The 19,497-nt window shown below is 64.2% G+C and carries 17 protein-coding genes and 1 pseudogene; 7 read left to right on the top strand and 11 right to left on the bottom strand.

The genetic code is table 11. The features are described 5' to 3' along the window. Window positions 1-9: 9 nt before the first annotated feature. A complete protein-coding gene (locus XH98_RS29955) occupies window positions 10-2,085 on the bottom strand; it encodes a methyl-accepting chemotaxis protein (RefSeq protein WP_271620732.1) in 2,076 nt (691 codons plus the stop codon). Window positions 2,086-2,300: 215 nt separating this feature from the next. Between XH98_RS29955 and XH98_RS29950 the strand changes: the two genes are divergently transcribed. Continuing rightward, complete coding sequence (locus tag XH98_RS29950) at window positions 2,301-3,599, top strand: hemolysin family protein (protein WP_271603453.1); 1,299 nt, start codon at window positions 2,301-2,303, stop codon at window positions 3,597-3,599. 27 nt (window positions 3,600-3,626) lie between these two features. Here XH98_RS29950 and XH98_RS29945 read toward each other — a convergent pair whose 3' ends face one another. From XH98_RS29945 to XH98_RS29935, 3 genes are all read right to left on the bottom strand, one after another. Beyond that, the gene (locus XH98_RS29945; RefSeq protein WP_271620731.1) at window positions 3,627-3,869 is read right to left on the bottom strand and encodes a PilZ domain-containing protein; all 243 of its coding nucleotides are present in this window, start codon (window positions 3,867-3,869) and stop codon (window positions 3,627-3,629) included. Between the two features lie 98 nt (window positions 3,870-3,967). Next, window positions 3,968-5,593: an FMN-binding glutamate synthase family protein gene (locus XH98_RS29940; RefSeq protein ID WP_271603451.1), complete on the bottom strand. Its 1,626-nt coding sequence runs from the start codon at window positions 5,591-5,593 to the stop codon at window positions 3,968-3,970. A 394-nt stretch (window positions 5,594-5,987) separates the two neighbouring features. Then, the gene (locus XH98_RS29935) at window positions 5,988-6,761 is read right to left on the bottom strand and encodes a ferredoxin--NADP reductase (protein WP_057744545.1); all 774 of its coding nucleotides are present in this window, start codon (window positions 6,759-6,761) and stop codon (window positions 5,988-5,990) included. Window positions 6,762-7,136: 375 nt separating this feature from the next. Here XH98_RS29935 and XH98_RS29930 point away from each other — a divergent pair, with 375 nt between their 5' ends. Continuing rightward, the gene (locus XH98_RS29930) at window positions 7,137-7,979 is read left to right on the top strand and encodes an ATP-grasp domain-containing protein (RefSeq protein ID WP_271620730.1); all 843 of its coding nucleotides are present in this window, start codon (window positions 7,137-7,139) and stop codon (window positions 7,977-7,979) included. Between the two features lie 30 nt (window positions 7,980-8,009). Here the strand turns inward: XH98_RS29930 and XH98_RS29925 are convergent, their stop codons facing one another. Both XH98_RS29925 and XH98_RS29920 read right to left on the bottom strand, forming a co-directional pair. Then, the gene (locus XH98_RS29925; RefSeq protein WP_271603449.1) at window positions 8,010-8,930 is read right to left on the bottom strand and encodes an amino acid ABC transporter substrate-binding protein; all 921 of its coding nucleotides are present in this window, start codon (window positions 8,928-8,930) and stop codon (window positions 8,010-8,012) included. 12 nt (window positions 8,931-8,942) lie between these two features. Beyond that, window positions 8,943-10,238 carry a dicarboxylate/amino acid:cation symporter gene (locus tag XH98_RS29920; protein WP_057744391.1) on the bottom strand — a complete coding sequence of 432 codons (1,296 nt, stop codon included), beginning with the start codon at window positions 10,236-10,238 and terminating at the stop codon, window positions 8,943-8,945. Window positions 10,239-10,448: 210 nt separating this feature from the next. Here XH98_RS29920 and XH98_RS29915 point away from each other — a divergent pair, with 210 nt between their 5' ends. The 4 genes and pseudogenes from XH98_RS29915 to XH98_RS29900 all read left to right on the top strand — a co-directional run bounded on the left by XH98_RS29915 (window position 10,449) and on the right by XH98_RS29900 (window position 14,118). Then, the gene (locus XH98_RS29915; protein WP_271620729.1) at window positions 10,449-11,450 is read left to right on the top strand and encodes an NADP-dependent oxidoreductase; all 1,002 of its coding nucleotides are present in this window, start codon (window positions 10,449-10,451) and stop codon (window positions 11,448-11,450) included. A 156-nt stretch (window positions 11,451-11,606) separates the two neighbouring features. Further along, window positions 11,607-12,442 (top strand): annotated as a pseudogene (locus tag XH98_RS29910) (hypothetical protein). 120 nt (window positions 12,443-12,562) lie between these two features. Then, the gene (locus XH98_RS29905) at window positions 12,563-12,778 is read left to right on the top strand and encodes a hypothetical protein (protein WP_057744385.1); all 216 of its coding nucleotides are present in this window, start codon (window positions 12,563-12,565) and stop codon (window positions 12,776-12,778) included. Between the two features lie 185 nt (window positions 12,779-12,963). Then, window positions 12,964-14,118: an FAD-dependent monooxygenase gene (locus XH98_RS29900; protein WP_271620728.1), complete on the top strand. Its 1,155-nt coding sequence runs from the start codon at window positions 12,964-12,966 to the stop codon at window positions 14,116-14,118. Between the two features lie 140 nt (window positions 14,119-14,258). Here the strand turns inward: XH98_RS29900 and XH98_RS29895 are convergent, their stop codons facing one another. After that, window positions 14,259-14,771 carry a MarR family winged helix-turn-helix transcriptional regulator gene (locus tag XH98_RS29895; RefSeq protein WP_271603444.1) on the bottom strand — a complete coding sequence of 171 codons (513 nt, stop codon included), beginning with the start codon at window positions 14,769-14,771 and terminating at the stop codon, window positions 14,259-14,261. Beyond that, window positions 14,761-15,393, bottom strand: coding sequence for a maleylacetoacetate isomerase (gene maiA / locus XH98_RS29890; protein ID WP_271620727.1), 633 nt, complete (start codon window positions 15,391-15,393; stop codon window positions 14,761-14,763). Before maiA ends, XH98_RS29895 begins: the two co-directional genes overlap by 11 nt. A gap of 145 nt (window positions 15,394-15,538) precedes the next feature. Here maiA and gtdA point away from each other — a divergent pair, with 145 nt between their 5' ends. Continuing rightward, window positions 15,539-16,579 carry a gentisate 1,2-dioxygenase gene (gene gtdA, locus XH98_RS29885; RefSeq protein WP_271620726.1) on the top strand — a complete coding sequence of 347 codons (1,041 nt, stop codon included), beginning with the start codon at window positions 15,539-15,541 and terminating at the stop codon, window positions 16,577-16,579. Between the two features lie 121 nt (window positions 16,580-16,700). On the opposite strand, the gene XH98_RS29880 is transcribed toward gtdA, so the two are convergent. From XH98_RS29880 to XH98_RS29870, 3 genes are all read right to left on the bottom strand, one after another. After that, window positions 16,701-17,519 carry an ABC transporter permease gene (locus tag XH98_RS29880; protein WP_271620725.1) on the bottom strand — a complete coding sequence of 273 codons (819 nt, stop codon included), beginning with the start codon at window positions 17,517-17,519 and terminating at the stop codon, window positions 16,701-16,703. Next, window positions 17,512-18,285, bottom strand: coding sequence for an ABC transporter ATP-binding protein (locus XH98_RS29875; RefSeq protein ID WP_271620724.1), 774 nt, complete (start codon window positions 18,283-18,285; stop codon window positions 17,512-17,514). Before XH98_RS29875 ends, XH98_RS29880 begins: the two co-directional genes overlap by 8 nt. A 187-nt stretch (window positions 18,286-18,472) precedes the next feature. Next, window positions 18,473-19,477, bottom strand: coding sequence for an ABC transporter substrate-binding protein (locus XH98_RS29870; protein WP_271620723.1), 1,005 nt, complete (start codon window positions 19,475-19,477; stop codon window positions 18,473-18,475). Window positions 19,478-19,497 lie beyond the last annotated feature (20 nt).

Genomic DNA, 19,497 nt, shown 5'->3' with positions numbered 1-19,497 from the left:
GCACGCGTCTTACGCGGCTCGGATCGCGTCCAGGAACTTTCCGACCTCGCTCTTGAGACGGGTGCTTTCGCCGGACAGCGATCTGGCTGCCGCGAGGACGTTGGCGGATGCCGATCCGGTCTGGTTTGCGCCGTGCTGCACGTCGACGATGCTGGCGGAAACCTGCTGGGTGCCGCGCGCAGCCTGCTGCACGTTGCGGGAAATCTCGCGTGTCGCCGCGCCCTGCTCCTCGACCGCCGAGGCGATCGCGGATGCGATCTCCGACATCCTCGTAATCGTGTCGCTGATCGCCTTGATGGCGCCGACAGACTCCTCGGTCGCGGCCTGGATGCCTGAGATCTGCTGGCTGATTTCGCCGGTGGCCTTGGCCGTCTGTTCGGCCAGCGCCTTGACCTCGGAGGCGACCACCGCGAAGCCGCGTCCGGCCTCCCCGGCCCGCGCCGCCTCGATGGTGGCGTTGAGGGCGAGAAGGTTGGTCTGGCCCGCGATCTGGCTGATCAGCTCGACGACGTCACCGATCCGCCCCGCCGCCTTGGCGAGCTCGCCGACATGATCGTTGGTCCGCTCGGCCTGCTGCACGGCTTCCCCGGCGACGCGCGCGGAGTCCTGAACCTGCCGGCCGATCTCGTCGACCGACGAGGCCATCTCCTCCGCCGCTGCCGCAACGGTCTGCACGTTGGTGGAGGCCTGCTCGGAGGCCGCCGCGACGGTGGCGGTGACCTTTTCCGATTGATCGGCGGCGCTCGTCAGCGTTCCCGCTGAAATCTCCAGCTCCGAGGAGGCCGACGCGACCGTGTTGATGACGTCGCCGATCATGGCCTCGAAATCGCGCGCGATCTGGTCCATGCGCTGGCTGCGCTTGAGCTTCGCCTCGGCCTCGACCGCAGCGGCCGCATCTGCAGATTTTTGAGCGAGCAGCGAATCCTTGAAATGCCGCAACGAGCCGGCGACCTGACCAATCTCGTCGTCGCGGCCGGTGGCCGGAATCTCGACCTCGTGTTGTCCGGCGGCGAGCGTGCCGATCACGCCCGCCAGCTTCGCCAGCGGCGTCACAACGCGGCGACGCAGCATCATGGTCACACCGGCCAGCGTGCCGAGCAACGCGAGCACGGCAACGGCCGCGAGCGCGAGCATCGCCAGCGCACCGCTGCGGGCAGCCGAGGCGCGCTCGGCCGCTTCCGCCAGGGCGGCGTCGCGCACTCCGAAGAACATCTGGATGGCAGGCACGATCACGTTGGCAAACTCATCGTTGGTGATGCCGTAGTTGCCGTCGGCGCGCGCAGCGGGCATCTCCTTTTCAACTACCGGCGCAGCTCTTCCAAAATAGGACTCGCTCGCCGCCTTGAACGCGGCGGCGATGCGCGGCGGATTGCCGAGCTGGTCGATGCCGGCCGCGATCCGCTCGCGATCGGCCTCGACACGCCCCTGCATGCGATCCATCAGAGAGAACTCAGCCGTCACCAGCGGTCGATGTGCGGTCAACGCCGGGGCCAACGTCGCGGCGCGATTGCCGGCCGAGACGCGAAGATCCTGCGCCGTCCGCGCCAGGCTCAACAGCGCCGCCAGCGAGGAATCGGCATCCACGACCCTTCCCTCCAGCCGGTTCATGATCGGTTCGATGCCGGCGATGACCTCGGCAACGGCGGGAAGGAAGCCCTTGATCGCAGCGCTGTCGCGCGCAGCGAGAGGAACGCTCATCGCGCGGTCTGCAGCGGTGGTGATGTCCTTCAGCCGCCGCGCTGTGCGGTCGAGGTTTTCGGCCATCGGAGCGCCGTCATCCAGCATCAGAAGGGCGCGCCTTGCGCTCTCGAAGGAGGCTTCGGCCGCTTTCGCAGCCTTGGTCGTGGCGTCGGTCTGAGCCTGCGTCGCAGCTCCCTCCTGAAAGATGGGAGAGATGTAGGGGGCACGAAGGCCGGCGACGTGTTGGCTGACCATGAGGATCGTGCCGAACGCGTCGACTCGCTTGATCGCGTCGGATCGGTCGGTGAAGATGCGGGCCTGGGGTATCAGCACCTCGGCGCCAAGGATGACCGCAAAAACCGTCACCGTCAGCATCGACAGCGCGAAAAGCTTCCCTATCCGCATCCTCAGGTCCTCGAACAGATTTCTGCAAATTGTCAGAAAATCTAACGGGCGGCGGCTAAGAGCCCGTTAAGCACGGTTCCGTAGTTCCGCGGAGTGTCAGATGGACGGGGGCACGCGAACGGCGGCGCATGATGCGACAGAATGCCGGCATTTTCCCCCCAGAATACCTATATCAGCGCGGTCGAGCCGCCACACTCCCTTACCTTGGAAGGTCAATGCTCTCCGTCGAACTCATCATCGTCGTCGTCCTGATCGTCATCAATGGCCTGCTCTCCATGTCGGAGCTGGCTGTGGTCTCATCGCGCCCGGCGCGGCTGTCGGTGCTGGCCGCCAAAGGCGTGCGCGGTGCCGAGCGCGCGCTGACATTGGCCGCCGATCCCGGCAAGTTCCTGTCGACCGTGCAGATCGGCATCACGCTGGTTGGCGTGCTCTCCGGCGCCTTCTCCGGCGCGACGCTCGGGCAGCGGCTGACGCAATGGCTGGTCGAACTCGGCGTGTCCTCGGGCATTGCCGACATTGTCGGTGTCGGCATCGTCGTCACCATCATCACCTACGCGACGCTGATCGTCGGCGAGCTGGTGCCGAAGCAGGTGGCGCTGCGCGACCCCGAGAGCATCGCAGTGAAGGTTGCGCCCGCGATGCACGTGCTGGCGCGGGTCTCGCTGCCGCTGGTGTTTCTGCTCGACCTCTCCGGCAAGCTGATCCTCACCCTGCTCGGTCGTGGCGGCAAGGCGGAAGAGAAAGTGTCGGAGGACGAGATCCATCATCTCGTCAACGAGGCCGAAAGCGCCGGGGTGCTCGAGCCCGGCGAGAAGGAAATGATCGCGGGCGTGATGCGGCTCGGCGACCGCCCGGTCGGCGCCGTGATGACGCCGCGCACGGAGGTCGACGAGATCGACCTGAACGACGATCAGGCGGCGATCCAGGCGCTGATCACCAGGAGCCCGCATTCGCGTTTTCCGGTCTGCGACGGCGATCGCGACAAGCCGATCGGCGTGCTCCAGGCCAAGGATCTGCTGGTCGCCTATATGCGCGAGCGCACGCCCGATCTGCGCGCGCTGGTGCGCGAGACGCCGATCATTCCGGCATCCGCGGACGCGCGCGACGTGCTCGCGATTCTGAAGGCCGCGCCCGTGCATCTCGGTCTCGTCCATGACGAATACGGCGCCTTCGAAGGCGTGGTGACGGCGGCTGATATTCTGGAATCGATCGTCGGCGCCTTCCATTCCGAGGAAGGCCCACCGGAGCCGGCCTATGTCAGGCGCGCGGACGGCTCGCTCCTGGTCTCGGGCTGGATGCCGGTCGACGAGTTCGGCGAGCTCTTGAGCGTCGAGCTGCCGCCGCATCACCGCTACAACACGGTAGCCGGCCTCGTGCTGCAGCAATTCACCGTGCTGCCCCATGTCGGCGACGCCTTCGACTTCGCCGGCTGGCACATCGAGGTGGTCGATCTCGACGGCCGACGGATCGACAAGATTCTGGCGAGCCGGCGGGGTGAGGTGGAGACGGGGTAATTTGCCGCGCGCAGCAAGCGCAAAGCCTCACCCGAACCGCACCCCGATCCGCTTCTCCTTGCGCCACACCACCGTGCAGGGCAAATGCAGGCCCTCGGCCTTGATGTTCAGGGTGAAGCGCTCGGGAATCCCGACCGGGCTGGTGACGTCGAGGGCTGCGCCGGTGTCGGAGAAATTGCGGACGGTGCAGTCGATCGCGCCGCCGCCGAACTCAATGGTTCCGGCCTTCAATACGCGGTGCCTGGCCTTGTTGCGTCGTTCTTCGTCCATCGGAACATTTTACACCCTAAGCTGACACAAGAGTTAAAACGCAACCCCGATGCCAGCAAATTTAGGCCACCGCGACCCCTGGTATGGCACGGAAACCCTCACGGCAGTGGCTGGAACGACGCCGCCTGGGCCAGCCGCCAGGCATCACGAAACCGCGGATCCTCGGTGCCTTCGAGCAACTCGCCCGGCCGCAGCGCCGGATAGAGCTGGGCAAAGGATTGCACCTTGGTCGTCGACGTCCTCTGACTGAAGTGGATCGGGCGCAGCTCCTGCGGATGTTCGAGGCCGGCGGCAGCGATCAGCTCGGTCAGCGAGTGCAGCGTGGCGTGGTGATAGTTGGCCACGCGGTCGATCTTGAGCGGCACGTAGAGCGCGCGTGCCCGGGTCGGATCCTGGGTCGCGACACCGGTCGGACAGCGGTCGGTGTGGCAGCTCAGCGACTGGATGCAGCCGAGCGAGAACATGAAGCCGCGCGCCGAATTGCACCAGTCGGCGCCGATCGCCATCGCGCGGGCCATGTCGAAGGCGGTCGCGATCTTGCCCGATGCGCCGATCTTGATGCGGTCGCGCGCGTTGATGCCGATCAGCGCGTTGTGGACGAAATTGACGCCCTCGCGCATCGGCATGCCCAAATGGTCCATGAATTCCAGCGGCGCCGCACCGGTGCCGCCTTCATTGCCGTCGACCACGATGAAATCGGGATAGATGCCGGTCTCCAGCATCGCCTTGCATATTGCCAGGAATTCCCAGGGGTGGCCGATGCAGAGCTTGAAGCCGGCCGGCTTGCCGCCTGAAAGCCGTCGCATCTCGGCGACGAACTGCATCATGCCGGTGGGAGTCGAGAAGGCGCGATGCGAGGCCGGCGAAATGCAATCCTCGCCCATCGCGACGCCGCGGATCTTGGAAATTTCTTCCGAGACCTTTGCCGCCGGCAGCACGCCGCCATGGCCGGGCTTGGCGCCCTGGCTGATCTTGAGCTCGACCATCTTGATCTGGTCCCGGCTCGCAACCCGCGCGAACGCCTCCGGATCGAAGCTGCCGTCGCGATGGCGGCAGCCGAAATAGCCGGAGCCGATCTCCCAGATGACGTCACCGCCCATCTCCGCGTGATAGGGGCTGAAGCCGCCCTCGCCGGTGTCATGGGCGAAAGCGCCCTTCCTGGCGCCGGCATTGAGTGCGCGCACGGCATTGGGGCTGAGCGCGCCAAAGCTCATCGCCGAGATGTTGAACACCGAGGCCGAATAGGGCCTTGCGCAGTCCGGCCCGCCGATGGTGACGCGAAACTTCTCCTCGGCATGCGCCTTCGGCGCAACCGAGTGATGCATCCACTCATAGCCTTCGCGATAGACATCCTCCTGGGTGCCGAACGGACGCTTGTCGAGTTGCATCTTGGCGCGCTGATAGACCACCGCGCGGGTGTCGCGCGAGAACGGCATGCCGTCCTTCTCGCTCTCGAAGAAGTACTGCCGCATCTCCGGGCGGATTTCCTCCAGGAGGAAACGGATATGCGCGGAGATCGGGTAGTTGCGCAGCACCGCGTGGCTCTTCTGCATCAGGTCGCGGACGCCGAGCAGCGTCAGCGCGCCGAAGATGCAGATCGGGACCAGCAGGATGTCGAAGATCCTGCGGTCGGCGATAGCGATGCCGATCAGGAGTGCGGTGATGACGGCGCAGATCGTCAGGACAATGAAGCGCGGCGAGAATGGCAGCAGAAGGGTCTCCATGATCCCCTCTTCCGCCAACGGCAAACGTTTGGGCGGTTCCTGCGTCTTGTTGTTGTCGGCCACGATTCCCACCCTCTCGCCAGCATCAGGCGGAACGATACGCCCGCGCCTGTCATACGGATATGACGCAGCGCTTGTTTCAGGCTAGCGAATTCGCCCGAGAAAAATCAATCCACCGAGAGGTGAGCCTATTGCACTGCAGCAGAGGCGGGGATGGAAGGAGCAGCTGGCCGGCCAGGAGGCTGTAGCCATCGCCGCCGTCCTGGCGAAAGCCAGGACCCATTCCCCCTCAACGGGGCTGCGCGAAGACCGACAACGACCAGCCTTCGCCCAATTCGACTCGGTGGCGATGGATCCTGGCTTTCGCCAGCACGATACCGAGAGCGAGCGCCAATCAGCGCTCGACGAACGCCTTCTCGATCACGAAATGGCCGGGCTTGTTGCCGCTTCCTTCGACGAAGTCACGGCTCTCGAACATCGCCTTCAGCTCTTCCAGCATCGCCGGGCTGCCGCACATCATGATGCGGTCGGTCTCGATGTTGAGGGGCGACTGCCCGATATCGTTGAAGATCTGCTCGGAGTTGATGAGGTCGGTGATGCGGCCACGATTGCGGAACGGCTCGCGGGTCACGGTCGGATAATAGATCAGCTTGTCGGCGAGCAGCTCGCCGAACAGCTCGTCCTCGCGCAAATTCGCGACCAGCTTCTCGCCATAGGCGAGCTCGGAGACTTGGCGGCAGCCGTGCACGAGCACGATGCTCTCGAACTGCTCATAGACCTCGGGGTCCTTGATCAGGCTGGCGAAGGGCGCAAGGCCGGTGCCGGTCGAGAGCAGCATCAGCCGCTTGCCGGGGATGAGGTTGTCGGTGATCAGCGTGCCGGTCGCCTTGCGGCCGACCAGGATGGTGTCGCCTTCCTTGATCTTCTGCAGGCGCGAGGTGAGCGGGCCGTCCTGCACCTTGATCGAGAAGAACTCGAGCTCTTCCTCGTGATTGGCGCTGGCCATGCTGTAGGCGCGCAGCAGCGGGCGGCCGTCGACCTCGAGCCCGATCATGGCGAACTGGCCGTTCTGGAAGCGGAAGCCGGTGTCGCGCGTGGCGCGGAAGCTGAACAGTGTGTCGGTCCAGTGCTGGACGGAAAGAACCTTCTCTCGGTAAAACGCGCTCATGATTTTCGATATTCCGAATGTCTTGCGGTTTTCGGGCAAAAGCGTTGCCCGGCCCTGAAAACGGGCGGACACCATTTGCCATGGCGGAGGATTTCGCGTGTGTGATCTACGCCATTGAGACCAATAATCAACCTCGTTCCGGATGCAATTGATGCCGGTCAATCAGGCATTTGCGGCGGAAATGATCACACCATGAACGGATCTGCTGTCCGGCGCGCGCAAAGGGCAATTTCTTTTCCCTTTCGGACCTGAAAGCAGCACTTAATTTCCATCGCGCTCGCGAGAATTTCATTAAGAATAGCTCTGACTTTCACCCCACTTTGGCGCCATTTCCCGCATTTTTGCGGCTTTTGGCGCCCGGAACGATCGAAATACATGGCAAGCAGTGAACGGACCTTCGTCCAGGCCATCAGGCGCTACTGCGCGGCGCACGACATCGAGGTCGATGTCCGCGCCGGAGGCTGGCTGATCGCGATGCGCCGGGACGACCAGCGCCGCTTCGCCTTCGGCTACGACATCGGCCTCAACAGTGCGATCGCGCATCGGCTCGCCAACGACAAATCCGCCGCCGCGGAGGCGCTGTCGCTGCAAGGCGTGCCCTGCATTTCCCATCACCTCTTCCTCAACCCGAAGCTGGGCGAGAAGGTTGTCGGCCTCGGCTGGCGCGAGGCCATGCTCGAGCTGCTTCACGACCATCCGCAGGGCGTGGTGGTGAAGCCGAACGAGGGCACGTCGGGGCGCTCGGTGTTCAAGGTGACGACGGCGGCGGAGCTCGACCACGCGACGAACGAGGTCTTTTCGATGAGCACCGGGCTCGTGATCTCGCCTTATGTCGCAATCGAGGACGAGGTCCGTGTGATCCTGCTCGATGATGTGCCCCGCATCGTCTACAGCAAGCAGCGTGGCTCGGATTGGCGGCACAATCTGGATGCCGGCGCCAAGCCGGTGTTGCTGGCGGACGGCGCGGTGCGCACGGCTTGCGTGAAGCTCGCGGTCGACGCTGCGCGCGCCATCGGCATCCGCTTTGCGTCAATCGACGTGGTGCGCGTCGATGGCGCGTGGAAGGTGCTGGAGATCAATTCCGGCGTGATGATGGAAGCGCTGAGCAAGCTGCATCCGGAGCTGGTGCAGGCGACGTATGGCGCGGCGCTGGATCGGGTGTTTGGGGATGCTTCCCCGAGCACCAATCCATCACCGTCACCCCCGCGCAATGGCTAAGCCATTGCGCGGGGATGACGGAATCGCGAGCTAATTATTCGCGCTAGCGGAATCGTCCATCGCCTTGAACGCTTCTTCCAGCTGCAGCGAGATCGGCACGTTCATTTTCTCGCCGGTCGGCATGCGTGCGATGAACCATTTGTTGTAGAGCGGCACGAGATCGTGGTTGGAGCCGAGCTTGCGGAAGGTGCGCTCGACCACGGCGGAGAGCTGCGGCTCGCCCTTGCGGAACATGATGCCATAGGGATCGTAGGACAGATAATCGCCGGTTACGCGGAACTTGTCCTGCGACTTGTGGCGAACGATCAGCCCCGAGAGCAGGATGTCGTCGGTCGCAAACGCGTCAGCCTTGCCCTCGACCAGCATCTGGTACGACTGCTCGTGGTCGGCGCCGACAACAATGTTCAGGCCCAGCGACAGCTTCTTGTCGGCCGCCTGGACCGCCTGCTCGTTGGTGGTGCCCTTCGTCACCACGACGGTCCTGCCCTTCAGGTCCGCCAGCTGCTGGACGCTGGAGGCCTTCGGCACCATCAGCTTGGTGCCGGCAACGAACATCAGCGGCGAAAACGCGACGCGCTTGGCGCGCTCGGAATTCGCGGTGGTCGAGCCGCATTCCAGATCGATCTTGTTCTGGAGCACCGCGTCGATGCGATCGTCCGAGGTGACCTTGACGTAGTCGATTCTGAGATTGGGGTCGTCGACCTCGACGCCGATCTCCTCGACGATGGCCTCGCAGAGCTCAAGGCTGTAACCGATCGGCCGGCCCGACGGGTCGAGGAACGAGAACGGCGGCGAGCTCTCGCGATAGCCGAGCCGCACGGCGTGCGCTTTCTTGATGGCCGACAGCGTCGGGCTAAGCCCTTCGCTGCCGCCGGTCTGGGCGGAGGCACCAGACGCCAGCAGACACGCTGCCAGCAACAGGCCGCTCGAAATCGCCGTCAAAGGGCGCATGACGCACTCCCGTCAATGACCGGCCATCGCAGGCACTTCACCCGGCACCATGTCTTCAGGTACGGCATCGCCCGGCCCCATCGCATGCTCGGGCCCGAGCTCGCCTTCCCACTTCGCCACCACCGAGGTCGCCAGCGTGTTGCCGATCACGTTGGTGGCGCTGCGGCCCATGTCGAGGAAGGTGTCGATACCCATGATCATCAACAGCCCCGCCTCGGGAATGCCGAACTGCGACAGCGTCGAGGCGATCACCACGAGGGAGGCGCGCGGCACGCCGGCGACGCCCTTGGAGGTGATCATCAAGGTCGCCAGCATCGCGAGCTGCGTGCCGAGCGACATGTCGATGTGGTAGGTCTGCGCGATGAAGACGCTGGCGAAAGTGCAATACATCATCGTGCCGTCGAGATTGAACGAATAGCCGAGCGGCAGCACGAAGCTCGAGATGCGCGAGGAGGCGCCGAAGCGGTTGAGGCCTTCGAGCGTCTTCGGGTAGGCCGCCTCCGAGCTCGCGGTGGAGAACGCGATCATCAGCGGCTCGCGGATCAGCTTCAGGAGATGGCTATAGCGCGGCCCGATCACGACGAAGCCGACGACCACCAGGATGCCCCAGAGGATGAACAGCGACAGATAGAAGCCGCCCATGAACACGATGAGCTTCCAGAGCACCAGCAGGCCGTTCTTGGCGACCGTCGCAGTGATGGCGGCCCAGACCGCGAACGGCGCAAACAGCATCACATAGCCGGTCACCTTCAGCATGATGTGGCCGACATCGTCGATCAGCGACAGGAGTTGCTTGGAACGCTCGGGCAATGCGCCCATCGCCACCGAGAAGAATACGGCGAAGATCACGATCTGAAGGATCTCGTTCTGCGCCATCGCGTCCGCGATCGAGGTCGGGATCAGATGGGTCAGGAATTTCTCGATCGAGAAGGCCGAGACCGGCAGGCCGGTCGATTGTCCCGCCGCGGGCAGCGTACCGGGGAAGTTCGCGCCGGGCTGCAGCAGATTGACCATCACGAGGCCGAGCAGCAGCGAGACGAAGGATGCGCTGATGAACCAACCCATGGTCTTGGCGAAGATGCGCCCGAGCTTGGAGCCCGACCCCATATGGGCGATGCCGCCGACCAGGGTCGCGAACACCAGCGGCGCGATGATCATCTTGATCAGGCGCAGGAAGATCACGGCGATCAGGTTGATGGAGGAGGCCCAGTCGCCGCGCGTGTCGGGCAGGAAATTGTAGATCGCCGAACCCATGATGATGCCGAGCACCATCGCGGCCAGGATGTATTGCGTAAACCTGTTCGACATTGAAAGAACCCCCACGACACCGACCGCTTCATGATGTCGCAGATATGACAGCGACGCAACACGCTTTGCGTGCGATCGCCTGCCGGATGTTCCCGTTGCGAAACGGGACGTAGCGATCTAGCCTGCATGCAGCGCACAACGAATGCGGCTTGCACGTTTTGTTTGCGGCAAGTGCTTCAATAAACATCAAACAATCAGAGAGGGACCGCCATGACCGAGAGCATCAATCGCCAAATTCTTCTGGTGGAGAAGCCGAGCGGAAAGCTCGGCCCCGAGCACTTCAAGATGGTCGATGGCACACTGCCGGAACCGAAGGACGGCGAAGCCCTGTTGCGCGTGCGCTACATCTCGCTCGATGCCGCCAACCGCGCCTGGATGCACGGCGCGACTTACCGTTCGGCGGTCGAACCCAACAGCGTGATGGCCGGCGGCGGCATTGCCGAGGTGGTCAGCTCGAAGGCGCCCGAGCTTGCGCCCGGCGACATCGTGTTCGGCGATACCGGCTGGCAGGAGTTTGCAGCAGTACCGGCAAAGCAATTGACGAAAATGCCGAAGCTCGAGCCGATGACGCATCTGCTCAGCGTGTTCGGCATCGCCGGCCTCACCGCCTATTTCGGCCTGCTCGAGGTCGGCAAGCCCAAGGAGGGCGAGACGGTCGTGGTTTCGGCCGCCGCGGGCTCGGTCGGCTCGATCGTCGGACAGATCGCCAAGATCAAGGGATGCCGCGTGGTCGGCATCGCCGGCGGCGCCGACAAGTGCCACTGGCTGACCTCCGAGCTCGGCTTCGATGCGGCCGTCAACTACAAGGACGGTGCGGTGTTCAAGGCGCTGCGCGCAGCAGCTCCCAAAGGCATCGACGTTTATTTCGACAATGTCGGGGGCGACATTCTGGAAGCCTGCCTGCCACAAATGAACAATTACGGCCGCATCGCCTGCTGCGGCGCGATCTCGCAATATGACGGCACGCCGTCGGCCCATGGCCCGCGCGGCGTGCCCGGCCTGATCGTGGTGAAGCGGCTCGTGATGCAGGGCTTCATCGTGATGGACTACATGAAGGAGAGCCAGCGCGCCCTCGCTGATCTGCAGGCCTGGGTGAAATCCGGCAGGCTGAAGGTGCAGGAAGACATCATCGACGGATTGCAGAACACGCCGAAGGCTCTGATCGGACTGCTGGCCGGCGAGAACCGCGGCAAGCGCATGGTCAAGCTCTAGCGACGTAGTTACGTCGCAATTCCGCGGGCATTATCTACTTGCGGTAGTGGCCAAAGCAGCCAAGATACCGCTCGCGAGGCATCACTCGCGACGATTGCATTTGTACGGCATTTCAAAAAATCATCGGCGTTACCGACAGGGCAGGAAATCACCCAAATGTTCAACACGTTGAAACATGCATCGACGCGTCACGCGTTGCTCGCCGCGGCTTTCTTCGCAACTGCAACAAGCGCGTTCGCGCAGACCGAGGCCCAGAAGAGCGCGATCCGCTCCGCATGCCGCTCGGATTTCATGGCGCATTGCGCGAGCGTGACGCCCGGTGGCGTCGAAGCGTATCAATGCCTCCAGAGCCACATGTCGAGCCTGTCAGCGGGATGCCAGACCGCGGTTCGCGCGGTCGAGCCGGCGGCAGCACCCAAGACCGAAGCTGCGCCGGCAAAATCCGAACCTGCCAAATCTGAGCCCGCCAAATCTGAGCCTGCAAAGACCGAAGCGGCGCCCACCGCCGAACCCGCGGCGAAGCCGGCCGCCGAAACTGCCCCGAAGGCAGAAGCGGCCAAACAACCGGCCAGCGCGCAGGTCGCCGCGGTCAAGAGCGCATGCCGCGCCGATTATCCCAAGGTTTGCGCCAGCGTGCCGCCCGGCGGCGCTCCCGCGCTGGAATGCCTCGAGAAGAACAAGGCCAAGGTTTCGTCGGCTTGCCCCCCCCCCCCCCCCCCCCCCCCCCCCCGGCCGGTGGCGGCGCAGCGGCTGCCGCGCCGGCAACTGGCGCCGCGCCCGCAGCCGCAGCAGCGCCCGCGGTGATCGTTCTGCGCCCGCTGCTGCCGCGCGAAGAGCTGTTCATCGTGCGCTCCGCTTGCGGCGCGGACATCCGCTCGCTCTGTGCCGGTGTCGCGCCGGGTGGCGGCCGCATCGTGCAATGCATCGCCGGCAATGCGGCGTCGCTGTCGCCGGCCTGCAAGGACGTGCTCGCACCATTCGCTGCGCGGTGAGCGGCACGCAGCGCGCATCGTCATCGATATCGGGCGGCGCGCGTGAATTTTCGCGCGCTCCTTGCGACCGATCCGTTGCCGATATCAGATATCAATCACGACAAGACCGGAAGAAACCACATGCGTGCATTTCTGCTGATTGCGTCTGCATTGTTCGCCTTCGCGGCGACCATGACCTTCGAATCCTCCGATGCCAACGCGGTGGTGTGCGCGCGCGGCGTCTACCGCGCCGGTTGCGCCGGCCCGAACGGCGCCGTCGTGGTTCGTCACCCGGTGCCAGTGGTTCGCTGTACCAGGGTGCTGGTGAACGGGGTCTACGTGAAGCGCTGCGTCTGACGCCCGGGTGGTCAATCCGGCGCGGTTTGGCTATGATTCGCAACTGACGGCTTTGGGCACGCGCGAGGCGGGTGGCTGCGGCCGTGCTGCGGCGCACTTCGCCTTGAGTTCCGCTGGCGTGGGACACCGCAGCCCATTAGTCTACCCTGAGACAGTAAGCATACTGCCAATTAGGGAGGCAGGATTTGCGGATCGCCGTGATTGGCGGGGGACCCGGCGGGCTCTACTTCGCCTATCTCTGGAAGAAGCGTCATCCCGAGGATCAAGTCGACCTGTTCGAACAGAACCCGGCCGACGCGACCTGGGGCTTTGGCGTCGTGTTCTCCGACCAGGCGCTTGAATTCCTGCGCGCCGACGACCCCGAGACGGTCGATGCGATCGCGCCGCATATGGAGAGCTGGGAGAACATCACGCTCAATCTCAGCGGCGACAGCGTTGCCATCGACGGCGTCGGCTTCTCCTCGATCGGGCGGCTGGAGCTCCTTCAATTCCTGCAGCAACGCGCGCTCGACGTCGGCGTCACCTCGCGCTTCGACACCCAGATCCAGACGATCGACCAGCTCAACGGCCACGATTTGATCGTCGCCGCCGATGGCCTCAACTCGCTGGTGCGCCGCGCCTATGAGGGCGATTTCGGCACGTCGCTGTCCTACTCCTCCAACAAATTCGTCTGGTACGGCACCTCGAAGCGCTTCGACACGCTGTCGCAGACCTTCGTGAAGACCGACCGCGGCGCCTTCAACGCCCATCACTATCGCTATTCACCGACCATGAGCACCTTCCTGGTCGAATGCGACCACGCCACCTGGCAGGCCTATGGCTTCGCCTACAAGGACGCCGAGCAATCCAAGGGCGTGTGCGAGGAGGTGTTCGCCGACACGCTCGGCGGCCACTGCCTGGTCTCCAACAAATCGGTCTGGCGCAATTTCCCCTGGGTCTGGAACGAGCACTGGTCATTCAAGAACATGGTGCTGCTTGGGGACGCGCTGCACTCGGCGCACTTCTCGATCGGCTCAGGCACGAGGCTTGCGATCGAGGACGCGATCGCGCTGGTCAAGGCGCTGGAATCGGATGCCCATCTGTCGACCGCGCTGCATCGCTACCAGGCCGCGCGCAAGCCGGTGGTGCAAAAGCTGGTCAATGCCGCACGCACCAGCGCGTTCTGGTACGAGCATTTCGCCCAGCACATGCAGCTTGGCCTCATGGACTTCGCCTATAGCTACATCACCCGCTCCGGCCGCATCGACGATTCCCGGCTGCGCGCGATGTCGCCGGCCTTCATGGCACGCTACGAGGCCGAGAAGAACGGCGGAGACGCAGCGGGCGAGGCGACGGCATGAGGCGCGAGCAATCGTAGGGTGGGCAAACCGAAGCGTGCCCACGACTTCCGATCTGTTGGAGAGACGTGGTGGGCGCGGCGCAAGGGCGCCTTTGCCCACCCTACAAGATCTGGGGATGAGGCGACGGTATCGTCTCCCCCTCAACCCACCTTGCCCAAATGCTCCAGCGCGTCCTCGGCCCGCAGCGGCACGCGCGAGGCTTCGTTGTTGAGCTCGACGAGCTGCGACATCAGCCCCATCAGCGCTTTGCGCTCCGTCGGCTTGAGCGGCTCCAGCATGCGCGCCTGGGCGCGTTCGACTGCGGGGATGATCTCGCGCAGGATCGCGACGCCCGGCTTGGTCAGATAGAGCAGCTTGATGCGCTTGTCCTCGGCTGCCGGCTTGCGCTCGATAAAATTCTTGGCCTGAAGACGTTCGATGACGCTGCCGAGCGTGGAGCGGTCAAAGGCGATCACCGCCGACAGCCGCGTCGCGTCGATGCCGGGATGGGTGTGGATCGCGATCAGCGCCGCATATTGCACCGGCGTGAGATCGAACGCCTTGCACTCCTCCATGAAGATCGAGACCGCGATCTGCTGCATGCGCCGGAACAGATAGCCCGGCGCAGCATAGACCGCGTCCATCGTGATCGGAGGCAGCGGCTTACTCGGCATCGGGCTGCTTCTCCGGTGCTGCGTTGGCGAAGGCCGGCAGCGCCTTGGCGGCGGCCTCGGCCATGAGCAGGCGCGGATAGGCCGCGACATCGACGCCGAAGCGGCGCGCATTGGCGAGCTGCGGCACCAGGCAGAGATCAGCGAGCGTCGCCGCAGCGCCAAAACAAAATGGCCCCGGCTCTTCTTTGATCAGGGCCTCGCAGGCCGACAGCCCCTCGCGATTGACCCAGGCGGCCCAGTCCTGCACTTTCTGCTCGGACAAACCAAGTTCGCGCAGCCGCGCCAGCACCTTCAAATTTTGCACCGGATGGGTGTCGCAGGCGATCGCCAGCGCGAAGGCCCGCACCTTGGCCCGCTGCAAGGGGTCCCTTGGCAGGAGCGGCGGATTCGGGTGTGTCTCATCGAGCCACTCGATGATCGCGACGGATTGGGTCAGTACCGCTCCCGTGTCGCTTTCCAGAGCCGGCACCAGGCCTTGCGGATTGATGGCGAGATAGGCGGGCGCGCGTTGCTCGCCCTTGCGTAAGTGATGCGGCAGATGCTCGGCGCCGAGACCCTTGAGATTCAACGCGATCCTGACGCGATAGGCGGCGCTGGAGCGGAAATAGCCGTGCAGCTTCATCGGAAGCCCTCCCTCTCTGTCGTTCCGGGGCTCGCGCCTTGCGGCGCGCCCCGGAATGACAACGACCTCGTGTGTCGTTCGTCAAGTTGACGCTACCTAGATTGTAAGTATACTGTCAATCAACAAGACGAACGGGAGGCTCATCATGGAAGCCGTGACCAAGACGCCGGAACGCGAGGCGTTCTACAGGAAGATCGACGGCGAGAATCTCACCGCGCTGTGGACGGTGATGAGCGATCTGATCACGCCGGAGCCGAAGAGCGCCTGCCGGCCTCACTTATGGAAGTTCGACGTGATCCGCGACTACATGACGGAGGCAGGCCGGCTGATCACGGCCAAGGAAGCCGAGCGGCGCGTGCTGGTGCTGGAGAACCCGGGCCTGCGCGGCCAGTCCAAGATCACGACTTCGCTCTATGCCGGCGTGCAGATGGTGGTGCCCGGCGACGTCGCGCCCGCACATCGGCACAGCCAATCGGCGCTGCGCTTCGTGCTCGAAGGCAAGGGCGCTCACACCGCCGTCGACGGCGAGCGCACCGCGATGGAGCCCGGCGACTTCATCATCACGCCGTCGATGACCTGGCACGATCATTCCAACGAGACCAGTGATCCGATGTTCTGGCTCGACGGCCTCGACATTCCGCTGGTGCAGTTCTTCGACTGTTCCTTTGCGGAAGGCGCCAAGCAAGACCAGCAGAAGATCACCAAGCCGGCAGGCGACAGCTTCGCCCGCTATGGCCACAATCTCTTGCCGGTCGACATGAAGCGGTCCTCGAAGACTTCGCCGATCTTCAGTTATCCCTATGCCTACACCCGCGAAGCGCTGGAGAAAGCGCGGACCAGCCAGGAGTGGGATGCCTGTCACGGGCTGAAGCTGAAATTCAGCAACCCCGAGACCGGCGATTTCGCGATGCCGACCATCGGGACCTTCATCCAGCTGCTGCCGAGGGGTTTCAAGACTGCGCGCTACCGCGCGACGGATGCGACGGTGTTCTGTCCGATCGAGGGCAGGGGTCGCAGCCGCATCGGCGATGCCGTGTTCGAATGGGGCCCGCGCGATCTGTTCGTGGTGCCGAGTTGGCAATGGGTGACGCACGAGGCGGATGAGGACGCGGTGCTGTTCAGCTTCTCGGACCGGCCGGTGCAGCAGAAACTGGATCTGTTTCGCGAGGATCGCGGGAATGCGTGAGGCGTGACGGTCCCGCAGGGTGGGCAAAGGCGCACTTGCGCCGTGCCCACGTCTTCGCGACTCATGAAGGAATGGTGGGCACGCTTGCGCTTTGCCCACCCTACGGCAGCGGTGATTTTGGCTACCGCCAGTGCAACAGCCGCACTTCCAGCCAGCCGATCAGCTTGCCGACTGCGAGGCCAAACACCGACAGGATCACCACGCCCGCGAGCAGTTGATCCGTCTGCATCAGATTACCGGCCTGGAGCACGAAGGCGCCGATGCCGAATTGGGCGCCGATCATCTCGGCGCTGACGACGAGCAGCAGCGCCACCGACGCCGTGATGCGGAAGCCGGCGAGGATCGCGGGCAGCGCGCCGGGCCACACCACCTTGCGCACGATGGTGGCAAAGGGCACGTTGAAGCTCTGCGCCATGCGAATGAGATTGCGCGGCACGGCATCGACACCGCTATAGACCGAGATCGCGGTCGAGAAGAACACCCCGAGCGCAATGGTCGCGATCTTCGGCTCTTCGCCGATGCCGAGCCAGAGGATCAACAGCGGCAGCAGCGCGATCTTGGGAATCGGGAACAGCGCCGAGATGAAGGTGATGCCGACGCTGCGCGCGAGGCGCGACAGGCCGATGGCAAAGCCGACCACGACGCCAGCCGCGGTACCGAGCAGCCAGCCGACGCCGATGCGCAGCAGCGAGGCCGAGAGATGCTGCCAGAGCGCGCCCGACACCGCGAGCTCATAGATCGCGCGCACGATCGCCGAGGGCGCCGGCAGGAACAACGGATTGACGAGCCTGGCACTGCCAGCCGCTTGCCAGATCGCGATCACGAGGGCGAGCGCGATCCAGCCGCCGAACCGGCTCGACGCAGGCACGAAGCCCGCGCCGCGGAAGCGCACGCGCCGCGTGGTTTCGTTGGCCGACGTCTCGGTCGCGCGATCAAGCATGCTGGACCTCGCGTTCGGCATCGATCGCCTCGTTGCGGATCAGCGACCAGATCTGGTTCTGTAGCGCGAGCAGCTGTTCACGTGCAGCGATGTCGCCGCGCTCAGTGCGTGTCATCGGCACCGCCACGACCTCGCGAATACGGCCGGGCCGCCGCGATAGCACCACAATGCGATCGGCAAGGCGCGCGGCCTCTTCGAGATTATGCGTGACATAGACCGCACCCATGCCGCCATCGGCGAGCAGGCGGACGAAATCTTCCATCAAGAGCTCGCGCGTCTGCGAGTCCAGCGCCGACAGCGGCTCGTCCATCAACAGAATCGCGGGCTTGACTGCGAGCGCGCGCGAAATGCCGACGCGCTGGCGCATGCCGCCGGACAGCTGCTTTGGATAGGTTTTGCGAAAATCGGTCAGCCCCGTGCGACGCAAGGCGTCCTCGACCAGCGCGCGCCGCTGCGTGGCCGAAAGCTGGGTGTGCAGCAACGGGAATTCGACGTTCTCCTCCACCGTGGCCCAGGGCAGCAGAGCAAAGTCCTGGAACACGAAGGTGAGCGGATTGAGACTGTCCGCCGGCGGTGCGCCGCGCAACTCGGGCGAGCCCGAAGTCGACAGCAACAGCCCACCAAGAATCGACAGCAGCGTGCTCTTGCCGCAACCGGACGGACCCACGATCGCCACCACCTCGCCGGCGCTCACCGTGAAGGAGACATCGTCGAGCACGGCGAGATCGCCGAAGTGGTGCGAGATGTGGTTGGCGATCAGGTCCATGAATTACGCCCTGTTCTCTCCCCGTCATCCTGAGGCGCGAGCACCGCGATGCGAACGCATCGCGGTGAGAGCCTCGAAGGATGAACGGCCGAGATGCATCCGGGCCGTACCTCCTTCGAGGCACGACTTGCGGCAGGCCGCGAGTCGTGCACCTCAGGATGACGGAGTAAGAGAGGAGCACTCAGCATCAATCCGCCTTCACATAATCCTTGGCGATGATCGCATCGGCATCATAGCCCTTGTCGGCAAAGCCTTGCTCCTGGAGCCATTTGATCTGGTTGTCGACATTCTTGACGTCGAGCTTGCCGTCGGGGTCGATATAGGCGCAGTTGCCGACCACCTGCTCGACCGGCAGGTTGGTGTATTTGGCGATGATCTCCAGCAGCGGTTTTGTCTGCTCGTTGATCGGCGCGACGCCGTCCTTCATCGACGCCAGGATCACGTCGTGATATTCGCGATCGGCCCTGGCGAGGACGGCAAGGAATTTCGTCACCAGCGCCTTGTTGGCCAGCGTCTTCGGCGAGGCGAACACGGCGCCGAGCTGCCAGGGCGTTTCGTCGCCGACCCAGCCCAGGAATTTCGCGCCGCCATCGTCCATCAATTTTCGCGCCGTCGAGATCGGCAATAGCGCCGCATCGACGGTCTCGCCCTTCAGCGCCGCGGCCGCGTTCGACAGGGATTGCAGCGGCACGATCTTCACGTCGGACAGCTTGAAGCCGTATTTGTCGGCGAGCAGGCCAAGCGAATAATGGAAGGATGAGCCGACCTGCGTCATCGCGATGCGCTTGCCCGCAAGGTCCTTCGGCGTCTTCAGGCCGGCGGCATAGGCATTGTTGCTGGCGAAATAACCGATCAGGGGATAGCCCGCCTTCTCGCGGCTCATGCCCCCGATCACCTTCAGCACGCCCTTGCCGGCGAGATTGTAGAGGCCGGCGGTGAAAGCGGTGACGCCGAAATCGACGTCGCCCGAGGTGGTGGCGACCGCGATCGGCTGCGCCGCATCGAAGAACTTCAGCTCGATGTCGAGGCCGGCCTCGCGAAAATAGCCCTTGTCCTGCGCGATGAAGACGGGCGCGGAGGACGACAGGCGGAGCACGCCGACCTTGGCCTTCAGCACATCCTCGGCCCTGGCCGTCCCCATCGCCATCATAGCCAAAAGGCTGAGTGCCGCGACCCGCGCAATCCCGATCATCCCGCTTCCTCCAATAATTC

Source organism: Bradyrhizobium sp. CCBAU 51745, assembly GCF_028128715.1.
Classification (GTDB): domain Bacteria; phylum Pseudomonadota; class Alphaproteobacteria; order Rhizobiales; family Xanthobacteraceae; genus Bradyrhizobium; species Bradyrhizobium manausense.
This window is presented reverse-complemented; position numbering and strand designations above follow the sequence as displayed.

Coding starts and splice junctions, on each gene's coding strand:
- XH98_RS29950 (WP_271603453.1), top strand. CDS start 2,301: ATGCTCTCCGTCGAACTCATCATCGTCGTCGTCCTGATCGTCATCAAT.
- XH98_RS29940 (WP_271603451.1), bottom strand. CDS start 5,593: ATGGAGACCCTTCTGCTGCCATTCTCGCCGCGCTTCATTGTCCTGACG.
- XH98_RS29955 (WP_271620732.1), bottom strand. CDS start 2,085: ATGCGGATAGGGAAGCTTTTCGCGCTGTCGATGCTGACGGTGACGGTT.
- XH98_RS29905 (WP_057744385.1), top strand. CDS start 12,563: ATGCGTGCATTTCTGCTGATTGCGTCTGCATTGTTCGCCTTCGCGGCG.
- XH98_RS29915 (WP_271620729.1), top strand. CDS start 10,449: ATGACCGAGAGCATCAATCGCCAAATTCTTCTGGTGGAGAAGCCGAGC.
- XH98_RS29895 (WP_271603444.1), bottom strand. CDS start 14,771: ATGCCGAGTAAGCCGCTGCCTCCGATCACGATGGACGCGGTCTATGCT.
- XH98_RS29930 (WP_271620730.1), top strand. CDS start 7,137: ATGGCAAGCAGTGAACGGACCTTCGTCCAGGCCATCAGGCGCTACTGC.
- maiA (WP_271620727.1), bottom strand. CDS start 15,393: ATGAAGCTGCACGGCTATTTCCGCTCCAGCGCCGCCTATCGCGTCAGG.
- XH98_RS29920 (WP_057744391.1), bottom strand. CDS start 10,238: ATGTCGAACAGGTTTACGCAATACATCCTGGCCGCGATGGTGCTCGGC.
- XH98_RS29935 (WP_057744545.1), bottom strand. CDS start 6,761: ATGAGCGCGTTTTACCGAGAGAAGGTTCTTTCCGTCCAGCACTGGACC.
- XH98_RS29925 (WP_271603449.1), bottom strand. CDS start 8,930: ATGCGCCCTTTGACGGCGATTTCGAGCGGCCTGTTGCTGGCAGCGTGT.
- XH98_RS29945 (WP_271620731.1), bottom strand. CDS start 3,869: ATGGACGAAGAACGACGCAACAAGGCCAGGCACCGCGTATTGAAGGCC.
- gtdA (WP_271620726.1), top strand. CDS start 15,539: ATGGAAGCCGTGACCAAGACGCCGGAACGCGAGGCGTTCTACAGGAAG.
- XH98_RS29880 (WP_271620725.1), bottom strand. CDS start 17,519: ATGCTTGATCGCGCGACCGAGACGTCGGCCAACGAAACCACGCGGCGC.
- XH98_RS29875 (WP_271620724.1), bottom strand. CDS start 18,285: ATGGACCTGATCGCCAACCACATCTCGCACCACTTCGGCGATCTCGCC.
- XH98_RS29870 (WP_271620723.1), bottom strand. CDS start 19,477: ATGATCGGGATTGCGCGGGTCGCGGCACTCAGCCTTTTGGCTATGATG.